This is a genomic window from Deinococcus gobiensis I-0, from assembly GCF_000252445.1.
Lineage (GTDB): Bacteria > Deinococcota > Deinococci > Deinococcales > Deinococcaceae > Deinococcus > Deinococcus gobiensis.
Window position 1 is genome coordinate 460016 of sequence record NC_017790.1, and the last position, 15341, is coordinate 475356.

General features: G+C 73.9%; 10 protein-coding genes. 4 read left to right on the forward strand and 6 right to left on the reverse strand.

The annotated features are described in order from the left end of the window. Positions 1-1096 precede the first annotated feature (1096 nt). Complete coding sequence (rnr, locus tag DGO_RS23730) at positions 1097-4486, forward strand: ribonuclease R (protein WP_014683850.1); 3390 nt, start codon at positions 1097-1099, stop codon at positions 4484-4486. A 356-nt stretch (positions 4487-4842) separates the two neighbouring features. On the opposite strand, the gene DGO_RS02235 is transcribed toward rnr, so the two are convergent. From DGO_RS02235 to DGO_RS02250, 4 genes are read right to left on the reverse strand one after another with little or no spacing between them, the layout of a single operon-like run. After that, positions 4843-5976 (reverse strand): cysteine desulfurase family protein, encoded by a 1134-nt coding sequence (locus DGO_RS02235; RefSeq protein ID WP_014683852.1) that lies wholly within the window; start codon positions 5974-5976, stop codon positions 4843-4845. 14 nt (positions 5977-5990) lie between these two features. Further along, the gene (locus DGO_RS02240; RefSeq protein ID WP_145975228.1) at positions 5991-7709 is read right to left on the reverse strand and encodes a PASTA domain-containing protein; all 1719 of its coding nucleotides are present in this window, start codon (positions 7707-7709) and stop codon (positions 5991-5993) included. Beyond that, complete coding sequence (locus tag DGO_RS02245) at positions 7706-8488, reverse strand: phosphatase PAP2 family protein (RefSeq protein WP_226991418.1); 783 nt, start codon at positions 8486-8488, stop codon at positions 7706-7708. The genes DGO_RS02240 and DGO_RS02245 overlap by 4 nt, the downstream gene beginning before the upstream one ends. A gap of 7 nt (positions 8489-8495) precedes the next feature. Beyond that, the gene (locus DGO_RS02250; protein WP_014683855.1) at positions 8496-9164 is read right to left on the reverse strand and encodes a DUF1345 domain-containing protein; all 669 of its coding nucleotides are present in this window, start codon (positions 9162-9164) and stop codon (positions 8496-8498) included. A 401-nt stretch (positions 9165-9565) separates the two neighbouring features. Here DGO_RS02250 and DGO_RS02255 point away from each other — a divergent pair, with 401 nt between their 5' ends. The 3 genes from DGO_RS02255 (at position 9566) to DGO_RS02265 (ending at position 13267) form a co-directional block, all read left to right on the forward strand. Continuing rightward, the gene (locus DGO_RS02255) at positions 9566-11347 is read left to right on the forward strand and encodes a proline--tRNA ligase (RefSeq protein WP_014683857.1); all 1782 of its coding nucleotides are present in this window, start codon (positions 9566-9568) and stop codon (positions 11345-11347) included. A gap of 73 nt (positions 11348-11420) precedes the next feature. Then, positions 11421-12050: a rhomboid family intramembrane serine protease gene (locus DGO_RS02260; RefSeq protein ID WP_050920650.1), complete on the forward strand. Its 630-nt coding sequence runs from the start codon at positions 11421-11423 to the stop codon at positions 12048-12050. A 56-nt stretch (positions 12051-12106) separates the two neighbouring features. Beyond that, positions 12107-13267 carry an acyl-CoA dehydrogenase family protein gene (locus DGO_RS02265; protein ID WP_014683859.1) on the forward strand — a complete coding sequence of 387 codons (1161 nt, stop codon included), beginning with the start codon at positions 12107-12109 and terminating at the stop codon, positions 13265-13267. Between the two features lie 104 nt (positions 13268-13371). Here the strand turns inward: DGO_RS02265 and DGO_RS02270 are convergent, their stop codons facing one another. Together DGO_RS02270 and DGO_RS02275 are read right to left on the reverse strand one after the other, a co-directional pair. Further along, on the reverse strand, positions 13372-13995 hold the full coding sequence (locus DGO_RS02270) for a VOC family protein (RefSeq protein ID WP_043800686.1): 624 nt from the start codon (positions 13993-13995) through the stop codon (positions 13372-13374). Positions 13996-13997: 2 nt separating this feature from the next. After that, positions 13998-15284, reverse strand: a complete 1287-nt coding sequence (locus DGO_RS02275; RefSeq protein ID WP_014683861.1) for an NAD(P)/FAD-dependent oxidoreductase — start codon at positions 15282-15284, stop codon at positions 13998-14000. Between the last annotated feature and the right edge of the window lie 57 nt (positions 15285-15341).

The window sequence follows — 15341 nt, forward strand, 5'->3', positions numbered from 1 at the left end:
TGATAGACTGGACTCGCTGCCGGGGACAGGACAGGTTCCGACGCCGCCGACTCCGACCGGGCGGACGTGCGCGGAGCCGCCCGAGCCAAGCGAATACCCCAGTTCCTGTGGGCGGCCGGCGCGCCGCACCCCGAGTTGTTGCGGGCAGCGGCGCGCCCTGAGGGCGGAGCGGTTCCCACGGGCGCGTCCTGAAATCCCAGGTGCGTTGATGCCAAGAGTGAAGAAAGCGGAAGCGGCGCAGGACCTCCCGTCCGTCAGCGCCGACTCCAAGCCGACCGCCAAACGCGACAAGAGCGCGGCCCCGGCCAACAGGCCAGCCGCTGCCACGGAGAAGAACATCGAAACCAAAGTGAGCAAGCGCAAGAAGTCGCTGCAAGACGCCGGCCAGGTCAACCCTGAGCCGGCCGTCGCCGAACAGAAGGCCGTCGCCAGCGACGCGGCGGCCCCCACCCCCCGGCGGGGCCGCAAGCCCAAGGCCGAATCTGCTGTTCCCGAAGTCCTGGCGCCTTCCCAGCCCAAGGCGGGCCGGGGCCGCGCCGCGAAGTCGGCCTCCCAGCCTGGAGCGGCCGAGCCTGCCGAGCCGGCACCCCGCCGGGGCCGCCGCACGGCGGCCAAGCCGGCCATGCCGGAGACCCCCGCCGCCGAAGTGCCGGCTGCTGAAGTGCCGGTGGCCGAAGTGCCCGCGTCTGGCGACAGCAGTCCGGCGGAAACGACTCCGGCTCCGACCGACCTGGCCGAACACGCCTTCTCCTCAGAGGCCGCTGTGTCCGAGTCCCAGGCCGCCGACGTGGAACTGGCCGAGGTCGAGGGCGCCACTGCCCCGCTGGCCGAACAGGTGCAGGACGCGGAGGCCGATCAGAGCGCCGGAACGACGCCCGAGGCTCTTCCTCAGGCGCTGGAGCAGCGGCCCGAGGTCGCGGAGCCTGTGCTGGCTGGGCCGGACGACAAGCCGGCGCGCCGGGGCCGCAAGCCCAAGGCCGGGCCGGTCGCCGAAGCGCCGGCTGCCGAGGCCGAGGCCACGCCCAGTCCCCGCCGCCGGAGCCGCAAGCCCGCGAAGGCCGCCGCACCCACCCCCGAGGTACAGGCGGAAACGGCCGTGCCCGAGCAGGTCGGGGCCGCGCCCGATCCCATCGTGGAACCGGCCCCCCGTCGCGGACGGCGCAAGAAGGCCGACGTGCCGGCTGCGCCGCTGAGCGACGTGCTGGAGGGGGTCGAAGCCGTGCAGGCCACGCCCGCCGAAGCGGTGGACGACGCCGGGACTGCCGACGTGCCGGCCGGCGTGCTCGTGCAGACGCCGGACGACGAGCCGGTGGTGGATACCCCGCAGGTCGCTGCCGAGCTGCACGCCGAGCCGCAGCCCGAACCCGCGCCGCTGACCCGCCGCCGGGGCCGCAAGGCCCGCGCCGAGGCGGAGGCGGCCCAGGCGGCTGTGCCCAGCCCGGTCGAGACCGGACAAGCCGCCGAAGTGCCCGATGCGGCGCCGGATCAGACGGACGGGCAGCCCGGCCTGGACCGGACCGGTCCCGAGCAGGCCGATGCCGACCAGCCTGCGGAAGACGGCGACACCGACGAGGACATGGGCAGCAACGGGCAGGCCGAACAGGCGCTCGTGGTGGCGCAACTGCGCAAGCTGGGGCGGCCGGTGCACGTCCGCGACCTGGAGCGCACCTTCACGCGGCAGATGCTCGAACGCCTGGGCAACTGGCGCGACCTGGAAAGTCTGCTCGAGACGCTCGTCGAGGACGGCACGGTCATCCGTACACGCCGGCGCACCTACGGCCTGCCCGAGGCGATGAGCCTCGTGCGCGGACGCTTCCAGGCGTCGGCGGCGGGCTTCGGCTTCGTGATTCCCGATTCGGGCGGCGAGGACTTCTATGTGCCCGAAGGGTCCACCCTGGAAGCCTGGAACGGCGACACCGTGCTCGTCCGCATGGAGGGCCGGGGCGACAGCCGGGAGGACCGGGGCCGGGGCGGTTCGCGGCGCGGGCAGCGCGGCGACGGCAACCCGCGCGCCAGCGTGGTGCGGATCGTGCAGCGCGCGTACTCGCAGCTCGTGGGCACCCTGGAATTCCACCACGGCCACCCCATCCTCAAGCCCGACGACCACCGCGCCCGGCACCGCATCCTGCTGCTGCCCGACGGTCTGGAGGAGCTGGAGGCCGGCGCGCGCGTCGTCACCGAGCTGTACTGGCCCGAGGCGACCGGCGAGGACGAGGTCTTCGGGCAGGTGGCGCGCGTGCTGGGGGCCGAGGACGACCCCGAGACCGAGACCGAGGCGGTGATCGTCAAGTACGACCTGCGCGGCGAATTCCCGCAGGACGTGCTCGATCAGGCCAATGCCATCCCGACCGAAATCCCCGAGGAGGCCCTGAACGGGCGGCTCGACCTGCGCGAGTTCAACATCTTCACGGTGGACGGCCGCGACGCCAAGGATTTCGACGACGCCATCCACATCCAGCCCACGCCCGAGGGGACCTTCGTGGTGGGCGTGCATATCGCCGACGTGAGCCACTACGTCGCCGAGGGCACGCCGCTGGACAAGGAAGCCTACGCCCGCGCGACGAGCGTGTACCTCCCCGGGCGCGTGCTGCCGATGCTCCCCGAGCACCTCAGCAACGGCGTGTGCAGCCTCGTGCCCTATCAGGACCGCCTGACCATGACCGCCATGATCGAGCTGTCGGCCGAGGGCGAAATCCTGAAGGTGCAGCTCGCGCCCAGCGTCATCAACTCCAAGGCGCGGCTCACCTACGACGAGGTGCAGGCCTACAGCGAGGCGACGGCGACCCTGCCCGAGCACGCCCGGCACCTCGAGGGCGACCTGCACCTCCTGCTCAAGATCACCACCAAGTTGCGCCAGAAGCGTCTGCGCGAGGGCTCGCTGGACTTCAAGATGCGCGAGGTCAAGGTGGACGTGGGCAAGGGCGGCAAGATGGAACTCATCCCCATCCGCGAGGAGACGGCGCGCGGCATGATCGAGGACCTGATGCTGCTCGCCAACAAGGTCGTGGCGCACGAGCTGTTGCAGCGCGAGATCCCGACCCTGTTCCGCATCCACGAGGAACCGACCCTCCAGCGCTTCCAGGACGTTTCGGCGGCCATCGGGCGCATGGGGCTGGCCTTCCCCGGCGGCGAGCCGACCCCGCAGTCGTACCAGGCGGTGCTCAAGGGCGTGCGCGGTACGCCCCGCGAGAGCGTGGTGAACACGCTGCTGCTGCGGTCCATGCAGCAGGCCAAGTATGCGGGCGAGAACCTGGGCCACTTCGGCCTGGCCTTCCCCGAGTACCTGCACTTCACCTCGCCGATCCGCCGCTACCCCGACCTCGTGGTGCACCGCACGCTGCGTGGGCTGCTGTCAGGCGAGCTCAAGGCAGGCAACCGCGCGGTGGCGCAGCTTCAGGGCCGCCTGCCGGGCATGGGCGAACACACCTCGGCGCGCGAACGCTCGGCCTCCGAGGCCGAACGCGACCTCACGAAGTACTATCAGGCCAAGTGGGCGCAGGCACACCTGGGCGAGTCCTTCGCGGGCACGGTGTCGGGGGTGGTCGCCTCGGGGCTGTACGTGGCGCTCGACAACGGCGTCGAGGGCAAGCTGCACATCAGCCACCTCAGCGACGACTACTACATCTATCTGGAAGACGCGCAGATCCTGAAGGGCCGCTCGCGCGGGCGCAGCTTCCGGCTGGGCGACAGCGTCGAGGTCACCATCAGCAGTGTCAAGCCGCTGGCCCGCCAGACCGACTTCACGCTGGCCGATCCGCAAGATCCGGACTACACCCCCGGAACCTATTCCGAGGAGAACGATATGGACACGAACGTCAAACCCCGCGCCCGCCGCCGCGAAGACCGCGAGCAGGAAAAGCGCGAAAAACTCCAGAACCTGCCCGCGACCTCCCCGCGCAAGTTCACGCTCGACGACGGCCCCGCCATCCAGAGCAGCCCCCAGGCCGCCGGGCGTCAGGGCTACAGCCGCGCGCCGCAGGGAAGCCGGGGTGCGGGCCGCCCGTCGGCGCGCAGCGAAGGCGGGCGCAGCGAGGGCAGTGGCCGCGACGGCGGACGCACCTTCGGTGGGATGCCCATGAACGGGGCTTCGGGCGGGCGGGGCTCCCGGCGCGTCATCACGCTGGAGCGTCCGCGCAACGAGCACCTGCGTCCGGTGAACATCACCGTGCAGCGCATGTACTTCGGGGACTGGACGCTGGAGAACATGCCCCCCGAGGAGGGGCAGGGCGGCCCCCGCGCCGGCCGCGAGCGCGGGTACAACCGCGACGAGCGGCCCGGTGGCGACCGCGCCCGCCGGGGCTACACGCGCGGCGGCAGCGACCGGGGCGCGGTGAGCAGCCCGAACGGCGCGGCCCGGGCCAGCCGCGAAGTCAGCGCCCAGCCGGCCCAGGCGAGTGCGGGCGGCAGCGCCCAGGCCGCCGACGGCAACCGCCGCCGCCGCCGCCGGGGCCGGCGCAGTGGGCCGGGCGGAACGGCGCAGGACTGAAACTCTGGATGCCGCCTTCGGGCGGCATTTTTTGGTCCTGGGAAGGCCTGTTGCGTTGTGTGGCCCACCCCCTAGCCCCCCTCCCGCCGGGAGGAGGGATCCTTTTCGCCGCGCCCGGCAAAGCGTCGTTCCGGGCGTCGGCGGGGGGGCTCGTGCTTGCGGCGTGACGGCTCAAGTCGGGGTCAGCCGCAGCCCAGTTAAATGGCCCGCGCGCTTCGCGCACGACGGCCTCTGGGGGAATTGGGCGATAGGTCGGCGGGGCTGTTGTCTGCGCCGGAAACGCTCAGGCTTTCGCCAGGGGTCACAGGCCATAAGCCTTCCACTTTTCCACTTTCCACACCCCCTGCCCTGCCTCCCTACAATCGGCTCCACTCGGCCGCCTGCCGCAACGCCGCCGCCGCGCGGTCCACCTCATCAGGGGTGGTGGCGGCGCCGAAGCTCAGGCGCAGGGACGACCGCGCGTCGGCCTCGCTCAGGCCCAGGGCCGTCAGGACGTGGCTGGGCTGCATGGTCCCGGCCGCGCAGGCGCTGCCCGCACTGGCCGACACGCCCAGCAGGTCGAGATTCATGAGCAGCGCCTCGCCGTCGGTGCCGGGCAGGGTCAGGCTGACGACCTTGGGGCTGCCCTCCGGCGCGTGGTTGACCCGCAGGCCCGGCAGGTCGGCCACCGCCGCCAGAAAGCGGGCGCGCAGGTCGCTCAGGTGGTCGAAGGTCGCCCCGCGCCCGGCCTCGGCCTCGGTCAGGGCCACGCCCGCCGCGTAGACCCCCGCCGTGTTGCCCGTGCCGGGGCGCAGGCCACCTTCCTGCCCGCCGCCGAAGGTGACGGGCGGCAGCTCGGTGCCCCGGCGCACGTACAGCAGGCCCACGCCGCGCGGGCCGCCCCACTTGTGCGCGCTGAAGGTGGCGTAGGTCACGCCCCAGCCCGCGAGGTCCAGCGGCAGCACCCCGGGGGCCTGCACGGCGTCGGTGTGGTAGGGCACGCCCCGCGCGGCGGCGACGGCGGCCAGCGCGGCCGTGTCCTGCACGGTCCCGATCTCGTTGTTGGCGTGGTGGATGCTGACCAGCGCCGTGTCGGGCCGCAGCGCCGCTTCCAGCTCGGCCGGGGAGTAGCGGCCGTGCGCGTCCGGGGTCAGGAAGGTCAGGGCCCAGCCGCGCGCCGCCAGGGTCCGCGCCGGGGCCAGCACCGCCGAGTGTTCGGTGGGCGTCGTGACGAGGTGGCCGGGGCGGCCGTGCGCCTCCTCCCAGGCCTGGGCACGGCCCAGCACGACGTGGTTGTCGCCCTCGGTGCCGCCGCTGTTCACGGTCAGGGTGCGCGGGTCCACCCGCAGCGCCGCCGCCATCCGGGCGCGGCCGTCCTCCAGCAGCTCGCGCGCCGCCTGCCCGGCTGCGTGCACGCTCGCGGGGTTGCCCGGCAGCGCCGCCGCCCGCACGTAGGCGTCCAGCGCAGCCGGCGTCATGGGGTGGGTCGCGGCGTAGTCGAGATAGATCATGCCGGGCTCCCCGCCTACTGGGCCGCCACGCGGGCGTATTCGGCCGTGCCCTGCCGCACGATGAACACGGCGTTGCCGCGCACCTCGACCGGTGTCTGGGCGCGCTGCCCGGCGAGGCGCGCAGCCTCGGTGGCCGGCAGCACCTGCCGCTCGCCGTCGGCGTCCTGAACGACCACGCTGTAGCTGCCCTCCGGCAGGTCGGCCGGGAAGTCGTAACGGAAGTCCACCTGCCGCGCCGTGAGGGCGTCGGGCGTCTGGGCCGAGTTGTCGCCCAGGCCGGTCTGCGGCAGCGGCGGAATCTCCTGCGGGGTGGCCGAAGTGCCCGCGCCGGAAGGCGTGGTCTCCGAAGTAGCCGGGGTCGCTGCGCCGGAGGAAGAGGTGTTGCCGGTGCCCTGGCCCTCGTCGGGCACGGCGGGCAGCGGGGGCACGTAGGCCGGGGGCAGCGGCAGGCTGCCGGCCGGCGTGTTGGGCGGCGTATAGCGCGCCGAGGAGATGACCAGCCGCACCGGGCTGCCCACCGTGACCCGCACGAAGGGAGCCGGGTCCTGGCGCAGCACGAGGTTCTGCGGGCCGTCGCTGGGCTCGCGGGTGTAGGTGGTGATGACCAGCCCGGCGGCGCGGGCGTGGTCGCGCGCCTGCTCGAAGGTCATGCCGCTCAGGTCGGCGATCCAGGTTTCCTTGCCCTGCACGCCGGTGCTCACCATGACCTGCACCGGCTGGCCGCGCTCGGTGCTCGATCCCTGGGCCGGGACCTGCGCCACGATGCGGCCCTCGGGGGTGGAACTCAGGGTGCCGTCCACCCGCACGACTTTGCCCAGGCGCAGGCCGCTGTCGCGCAGCAGGCTGCGGGCCTGGTCCACGGTCTGGTCCTCGACGCGCGGCACGCTCATCAGGGGGGGCTTGTTGACCGTCAGGACGATCTGCCGCCCGATGGGCAGGGTGGTGTCGCCCGCCGGCTCCTGGCGCAGCACGGCCCCCACGGCCGCGTTGGCGTTGTCGCCGTAGGCGTACTCGACCCGGAATCCGGCCTGGGTGAGGGTCTGCGCCGCCGTGCGCGCGTCCTTGCCGGTCACGGCCGCCACGGTCCTGACCGGCGGGTTGAGGTACACCTGCGCCGCCTGCGCGCCCAGCCAGCCCGCCCCGCCCAGGAATAGCAGCCCCGGCACGAAGCTCAGCCACGCGCCGGGCGCCCTCTCGCGCTTCTTGCGCCTGACCCGGCCCCCGGCCAGCGCGGCCAGGGTGGGGGCGTTCAGGGCGGTGATGTCCGCCAGGCTGCGGCCCTGGGGGGCGGGGCGCAGGTAGGCCACCTGCGGCACCTGGCCGTCCAGCACCACGTCGGCGTCGGCCAGCGCGAAACCGTGGTTGGCGAGGGCGGCGGCCAGCGCCTGCACGGCCTCGACAGTTTCCTCCTGCTTCTGGGGCTGGGTGACCACGTCGGTCAGAGGGGTGCCTGCCACCGGCTGCCACACCGCGTAGTAGGCCCCGGGGCGCGCGACCACGTCGGTCAGGCCGGCGGGCGCGATGGCCCGCAGGGCGGTGCGGTAGGCATGGAAGCCCTGGCGGTCCGCCTGCGACCCCACTGTGAACCAGGCCACCCGGCGCAGCGCTCCGGCGGCGGCGTTCACCTCGTACAGGGTGACGTTGCCGCTGCGCGACAGCTCGCGCACGACCTCATATTTGCCGTCGATGGTCCGCATCGGCGGCGTCAGCGTGGTGGTGTCCGGCCCCGTCATTCACGGCCCAGCATAGCGCGCGCCCGGCCGGGCCGGATCACAACCGCCTGAGAACCGGCCCGGCTGCCGGGGCGGCCCAGCAGCGCCCAGACTCCGTACACCCAGGCGAGCCCGGTCAGCAGGCCGGCGAGCACGTCGGTGGGGTAGTGGACGCCCAGCACCAGCCGCGCGCCGCCCATCAGCAGGCAGTAGGTCACGCCCAGGCCCAGCGCGGGCCAGCGCCAGCGCGTGCGCCACAGCAGCAGGACGGCCACGCTGCACAGCGCCGCCGCGAACATGCTGTGGCCGCTGGGAAACGACGCGCCGTTCTCGGCGACCGTGCGCGGCCACAGCTCCGGCCGGGGGCGGTGAAAGACCAGTTTCATCAGCGCGTTCAGCAGGACGGCCCCGCCCAGCGCCCACAGCGCGAACAGGGCCTGGGCCCGTTGCCGCAACCACAGCGCCGCCGGAATGGCCACGAACAGCGGCCCCATGACCTCCGGGCCGCCCAGGACGTGCAGCGCGGCGCTCAGGTGCAGCAGGGCGGGGGTCGTGTGGGCATGGACCCAGAGCAGCAGGGGCGACTCGAAGGCGAAGCGTTCCTGCTCCAGCACCTCCTCGCCGATCCAGCCGACGGTCAGCAGCGGCGTGAGGACGAGCAGCAGCAGCCCCAGCACGGGCATGAGCTGGCTGGCGGGAGAAGAGGCCTGAATCGCGGGTGCGGGGCGGGAGAGCCGGGGCATGGCCCACTGTGCGGCCTGCTTGCGGGGCGTGGCGTCCTCCTTTGGGATGTCCCGCACGGGCGCGCTACCCGACGAGGCTGGCGACCGCGTTGATGGTCACCGCGATGATGACCGTGCCGAACAGGTACGAGATCATGGCGTGCCCGAGAAGCAGCCGGCGCATCCGGCGGGTGTCGAGGTTGGTGTCGCTGACCTGGAAGGTCATGCCGATGGTGAAGGACAGGTAGGCGAAGTCCGAGAAGGTCGGGTCGGCCAGCGGCCCGTCCTGGCCGCGCTGCACGAACTGCACGCCCGCGCCGCCGTCCTCGTAGAAGCGCCGCGCGTAGTGCAGCACGTATTCGACATGCACGAGCAGCCACGACAGGACCACTGTCACGATCGCCAGTCCGGTGAGCAGGTCGGCGGCGAGGCCCTTCTGCTGCCCGGCCTCGTGCAGCGCGAACACCACGCCCACGAGGCTGATGACGGCCGCTGCCAGCGTCAGGAAGGCCGAGATGACGCGGGTGTTGTCCTCGCGGGTGGCGCGCGCGCGCGTCTCCTCGGGCGTGCAGCGCAGCAGGGGCGCGAGCCGCAGCAGATTCACCGCGCAGAAGGTCGCCCAGCCCAGCAGCGCGTGGGCTTCCCAGGGCCAGTGGCCCGGCAGGGCGACGGCCAACAGGACCCCGAGCAGTCCCCCCAGCACCAGACGGAAGGCGGCGGGCGGCGCATTGGGCTTGACGCGGGGGCTGGACACAGTCCGGAAGATAGCGCCGCGCCCGTAAGGCCCAGATCAAAGCCGCGCGGGGAAGGGCGGGCACATCCGCTTGACGCCCCCGGCCCGGTCGCCTACAGTCCGGGACATGAGCGGACAGACGACCTCCCTGCGGTGCCAGCGCATCGGGGCGGGTCTGCCCGTGCTCCCGCCTCCCGCTGGGGTGTAAGAAGAATTTCCGGTGAGTTGAACGCGCACCCGAGCGGAGCGAAAAGAAAACGTACGGCACGGCCAGGAGGCAGAAGCCTGTCGGTGGGCTTTCCGACGGGGCTCTGCACCGGAGCGGTGCCGGAGGACGGCGAGCTGCCGGTCCCATATGGCCGGAGCCCGGGGTGGCCCGGCCCGGGCGCAGCCTTTGCGTCCATAGTGAGAGGAGGACAAACATGCGGCTTTCCCAGAGCCTGTTCAAGACGCGGCGCGAGGCCCCGGCCGACGCCGAGACGCGCGGCACGCAACTGCTCATCCGCGCCGGTTACCTGCACAAGGTGGGCAGCGGCCTGTACGCCAGCCTGCCCCTGCTGACCCGCACCCTGCACAAGCTCGAGGCCCTGATCCGCGAGGAACTCGACCCTGTCGCCCAGGAGGTCAGCCTGCCGGCGCTGCAACCGGCTGCGCTGTGGCGGCAGTCGGGCCGCTGGGAGGCCTACCGCGCCGAGGGCCTGATGTTCGCGGTCCAGGACCGCGCCGGGCGCGAGCTGGCCCTGGCCCCGACCCACGAGGAGGTCGCCGCCGCCCTGGCGCGCGAGGTGGTGGGCAGCTACCGCGACCTGCCGCTGAGCGTGTACCAGATCGGCCGCAAGTTCCGCGACGAACTGCGCCCGCGCGCCGGGCTGCTGCGTACCCGCGAATTCACGATGAAGGACGGCTACAGCTTCCACGCCGACGAGGCCGACCTGCGCCGGCATTTCGGAGAGGTGTCGGACGCCTACGCCCGCCTCCTGACCCGGCTGGGCGCGCCGTGGCAGGTGGTCGAGGCCGACAGCGGCAGCATCGGCGGAGCCGGCAGCCGCGAATTCATGATCCTGAGCGACGTGGGCGAGGACGAGCTGCTGCGCACCCCCGACGGCCGCTCCGCCGCCAACGCCGAGCAGGCCGTGTCCCGCGCCGCAGAGGTCGGGGCCTCGCCGTTCGCGGCCTACGCGCGGGTCCACACCCCCAGCACCTCCAGCGTGGAGGCCGTCGCGGCGGCGCTGGGCTGCGGGGCTGGGCACGTCGTCAAGATGCTGCTGTACACGGCGCGGGTGGGCAGTCCGGAGTCCGGGCAGGTCTGGCCGGTGCTCGTGTGCCTGCGCGGCGACCACAGTGTGAACTCGGTCAAGCTCCGCAACGCGGTGGCGGCGCGGGTGGACGGCCCGCTGCTGACCCTGGAGGCGGCCGTGCCGGGCGACTGGGCGGCCGATCCGCTGCCGCTGGGCTTCGTCGGGCCGGACCTGCCGGACACGGTGGTCGCCCGGCGCGCGGGGGTGCGGCCGGAAGTGCTGCGGCTGTGCGACACGGCGGCGGCCGGGGCACGCGGTTTCGTCGCCGGGGCGAACGAGGTCGGCTGGCATGTGGTGGGGGCCGACTGGGACGTGACCCACACGCGGCCGGAGGTGGCTGAGCTGCGGCAGGCGCGGGCGGGCGAGGCGAGCGTGCAGGACGCCTCTCAGCGGCTGGAGTCGGCGCGCGGCATCGAGGTCGGGCACGTCTTCCAGCTCGGCACGCGCTACACGGCGGCGCTGGGGGCGACCTTCACGGCGGCCGACGGGCGCGAACAGGCGCTGCACATGGGCTGCTACGGCATCGGCGTGACGCGGCTGGCGCAGGCCCTCGCGGAGGTCTGGGCCGACGACCGGGGGCTGGTGTGGCCGGCGGTCCTCGCGCCCTATACGGTCATGCTGACGGTGGTGGACCCGGGCGACCCGGCCCAGCGGGAAGCGGCCGAGGGTCTGTACGCCGCGCTGCGGGCCGCCGGGCTGGACCCGCTGCTCGACGACCGCGACGTGCGCCCCGGCGTCAAGTTCGCGGACGCCGACCTGGTGGGGCTGCCCTGGCGCGTCACCGTGGGCCGCCACGCCGCGCAGGGCGAGGCCGAGCTGACCGCACGCCGGAGCGGCGAGACGTGGCGCGTGCCGCTGGCCGGGGTGGTGGACGCCCTGCGCGCCCGGCTGGCGGCCCCGGACTGACCCCCCGTAAGCCCCCAGGCCTCCTTCGGCCGGTCTTCATCTGCGGCGGGGGAGGCAGGGCGCACACTGGGGCATGCGCCGCGCGCCGACCACCGATCCCCTCCGCCCCGTGCAGGCCCAGCGCGAGCCCTCGCGGGTGGCCGCCGCCCTCACCGCGACCGGCGTGCTCGTGGGGGTGGTGTGGGTGCTGGAATTCGTGGACCTCCTGGGCTTCGGGGGGCGGCTGGATCTGTTCGGCATCCAGCCGCGCAACCCCGCCACGCTGGGGCACATTTTCACGGCGCCGTTCATGCACGCGGGTTTTCCGCACCTGCTCGCCAATACGGTGCCGCTGGCGGTGCTGTCCTTCATGAGTGCGGCGCGCAACCTGTGGCGCTACCTCGCCGCCACCCTCGTCATCGTGACGGTGGGGGGCGCGCTCGTGTGGCTCTTCGGGCGCGGCAACAGCGTGCACCTGGGGGCCAGCGAGCTGATCTTCGGGTATCTGGGCTACCTGCTGGGTGTCGGCTGGTGGGAGCGGACCCCGGTCGCCATCGGGGTGGCGGTCGCGGCCTTCCTGCTGTACGGCGGGCTGATCTGGGGCGTGTTCCCGAGTAACCCCTACGTGTCGTGGGAGGGGCACCTGTTCGGTTTCCTGGCGGGCCTGTTCGCGGCGCTGCTGCTGCACGGGCGCCGGCCGGGCCGGCCCACGGCGCGGCTGTAGGCCGCCGGGGCCAGGGGGGACCAGCGGCCCCGCGCGTCCCTGCTACGCTGCCCGGCATGCTGCTGCTCCCCGACCCCGTCCGCCCCGAGGTCCGGCAGGTCACGCGCCGCGCCGCCGAAGCCATCGCCGCCCACCTGGCCGCGTGCGAGGCCGCGCAGGACGTGACCCCGCAGGCCGCCGCCGCCCTGAAGGCCAGTGGCTACGCCGCCCTGACCGTGCCGGAGGCGTTCGGTGGCCTGGGCGCGACCCTGCCCGAGTTCGCGCTGACGCAGGAGCACCTGGGGCGCGCGGGGGCGTCGCTGGCGCTGGTGCTCGCCATGAACGGGCACGTGCTGGGCAGCGCCTTCGGGGCGCGGTCGTGGCCGGAGCCGCTGCTCGCGCGCCTGGGCCAGGGGGCGGCGCGCGGTGAGCTGCTCAACGCCGTCGCCAGCGAGCGCAACCTGGGCAGTCCCTCACGCGGCGGCCTGCCCGAGACCACCCTGACCCCCCAGGGGGACGGCTACCGCCTGGACGGCCGCAAGACTTGGTCTACGGGGGCGCGCGCGCTGGACACGGCCCTGGTGACCGCCGCGCTCGACGGGCAGGTCGTGCGCGTCCGGGTGGACATGCACGCGCCCGGCGTGGACATCGAGACGACCTGGGGCGGGTCGCTGGCCCTGCGCGGCAGCGGCTCGCAGGACCTCGTGTTCAGTGGCATGAGCGTGTCGGCCCAGGACCTCGCCCCGCCCACGCCGCCCAGCCCGGTCAGCCCCGCATGGTTCTGGACCGCCCTTTCGGGCACGTACCTGGGGGTGGGCACCGCCGCCCTGGCCGAGCTGCGCCGCTACGCCGTGACGCGGGTGCCGACCGCCCTGGGCCGGCCCATCGCCACGCTGCCGCGCGTGCGCGAGACGGCCGGGCGCATCCACGCCGAGCTGTGGGCGGCGCGCGCCCTGCTGGCCCACGCCACTCAGGCCTTCCACGCCGACCCGACCGACGCCGCCCTGCCGCTGCTCGCCGGGGCCAAGGCCGTGTGCGCGCAGGCCGCCGTAAACGCCACCGACCAGGCCGCGCGCGCGGTGGGCGGCGCGGCGCTCTCGCCCGACCAGCCCTTCGAGCGGCTGCTGCGCGACGCCCGCGCCGCCCTGACGCACCCGCCCACCGAACCCGAGGCCTACGAACGCCTCGGCGGCCTGCTCATGGACGCGGCCGAGGAAGGCGTCTACAGCGTGCCCTGAGTCGGGCCGTCTTCGATGAGCGCCGAGACGTGGACGAGCAGCGATGAACGCGCCCCTTCGGTATCCGGACATCGGCACCAGCCCGCCGGAGCGGCCTTCTCCGGCTAGAGCAGCACCACCCCGCCCGGCGTGTCGAGCTGCGCGCCGAGTTCGGGTTGCGGGGCCTCGTAGACCTCGACCTCGCCGACAAAGCCGAGGCGGTCGAGCGCGGCGCGCAACTCGGTCGGCTGCGGCGTGCCCAGGCGCAGCGTCGCCAGCGTGACGCCCGAGGCGGGCAGGCGGGTCGGCGGCGCGGGCGTATGCCACGCGATCAGCGAGGGGGCGACGCCGCCCTGCGGCAGCGAGCCGTCCGGCGGCACGGTCAGCGCCCAGCGGTTCTCGCCGCGCGACAGCTCCAGCACCTCGCCTTCCGGGTAGTCCTGTGCCGCGTCCAGCTCGGGCACGCGGGCAACCCAGTGGACCAGGGCCGGGCCGTCCTCCAGCCGTTCGCGCATCTCGGGCGTGTCCAGGCCGAACCAGCGGGCGCGGGCTGGGGCGGACGCGCCGGGATTCACGGCGATGACCTCCAGGTAGGAGGTGCCTCCCAGCGACAGCAGCGCGTTGTGCGTGCCGAAGGTCTCGTGCTCGCCGCCGGGGGCCAGGGGCACGCCCAGGCGGCCCTCCAGCCACGCCCGGCCCTCCGCGAGCGTGCGCGCGGCGACGACGAGGTGATCCAGATGCGCGCCCATGTTCAGGCCCCCCGGGGACGGCTCATGGCCGCGAGGTCGTTGAGCAGGATGGCCGCCGCCTTCTCGCCGCTTTCCATCGCGCCCTGGATGCCGCTCATGGACGTGACCTCGCCCGCGCGCAGCACGCCGGGCAGTGGGGTGGCGTGTCCCGGCAGGGTGGCCGCGTAGCCGGGCGGCTGCGGGTACTGCGCGTGCGGGACGCGTTCGGTGCCCAGGGTCCGCAGGCCCGACACGGCGGCCTCGCCGTACCAGCGCGCGAGTTCGCCGCGCACGCGGGCGTCCAGCGAGGCGTCGTCCAGCTCGGGCACCCCGCCCTGCGCCGAGGCCAGTGCCGTCACGACGAGCAGGTCCTGGCCCTCGGGCGCGCGGCCCGGCACGGCCTGCCCCATCCACTGCGCGTTGTTGATCAGGCCCGCCTCGCCGTTCAGCAGCAGGCGGCGCTGTTTCTCGACCGGCGTGGCGGCGGCGTAGTACAGGTACGCGCTGCCCAGGCTGGCCCGTTCCTCCCCGCGTTCCTCGCCCAGCAGCGGCGCGGCCGACCACGTGTCGGTCGCCACGATGACCTGCCGGGCGTCGAGTTCGCCCGCATCCGTCTGGGCAGTGACGTGTGTGCCGTGCGGCTGGAGGTGCGTGACCCGCACGCCGGTCCGCACGTCGAGCCCCTGCGCGAGCTGGGCCGGAATGGTCCCCATGCCCGCGCGGGGCAGCGCCGCGCCGCCGGTCATGAGGAGCCGGAAGTAGTAGCGGAACAGCCGCGCCGAGGTCGCCAGGTCGCGCCGCAGGAACACCCCGCCGAAGAAGGGCCGGAAGAAGTGGTCGAGCGCCGCCTCCGAGAAGCCCTGGCGGCGCAGGTAGCTCTCGGTGCTCTCGTCGGGGCCGACCAGCAGCGTGTGGGCGGGCGGCGCGCCGAGTTCCAGCGCCAGCTTGCCGATGCGGGCCTTGTCGCCCAGGGTCAGCGCCCCGCTCAGGAGGGTGCTGCCCAGGCTGCCGGGGTCGCGCAGGGGGTCGCCCAGCGCCTCGGCGCGCCGCCCCCGCCGCACCACGCCCGCCGGGGCGATGGGCACGAGGTCCAGCGCGCCCGGGTCGAGGTTGCGCCGCACCGCCGGGTAGTCGGGAAACAGCACCTGATACCCGGCGTCGAGGGTAAAGCCCTCCACCACCCGCGTCCGGACCCGGCCGCCGATCTCGGGCGCGGCCTCCAGCAGCCGGACCCGCTGCCCCGCCCGCGTGAGGACCCGCGCCGCCGTCAGCCCCGCGAGGCCCCCGCCGATGACCAGAACGTCGTGCATATGGAGTTCAGGGTAGCGGCTGCGCGGCGCGCTCAGGCCGGACATAAAAAAAGACCC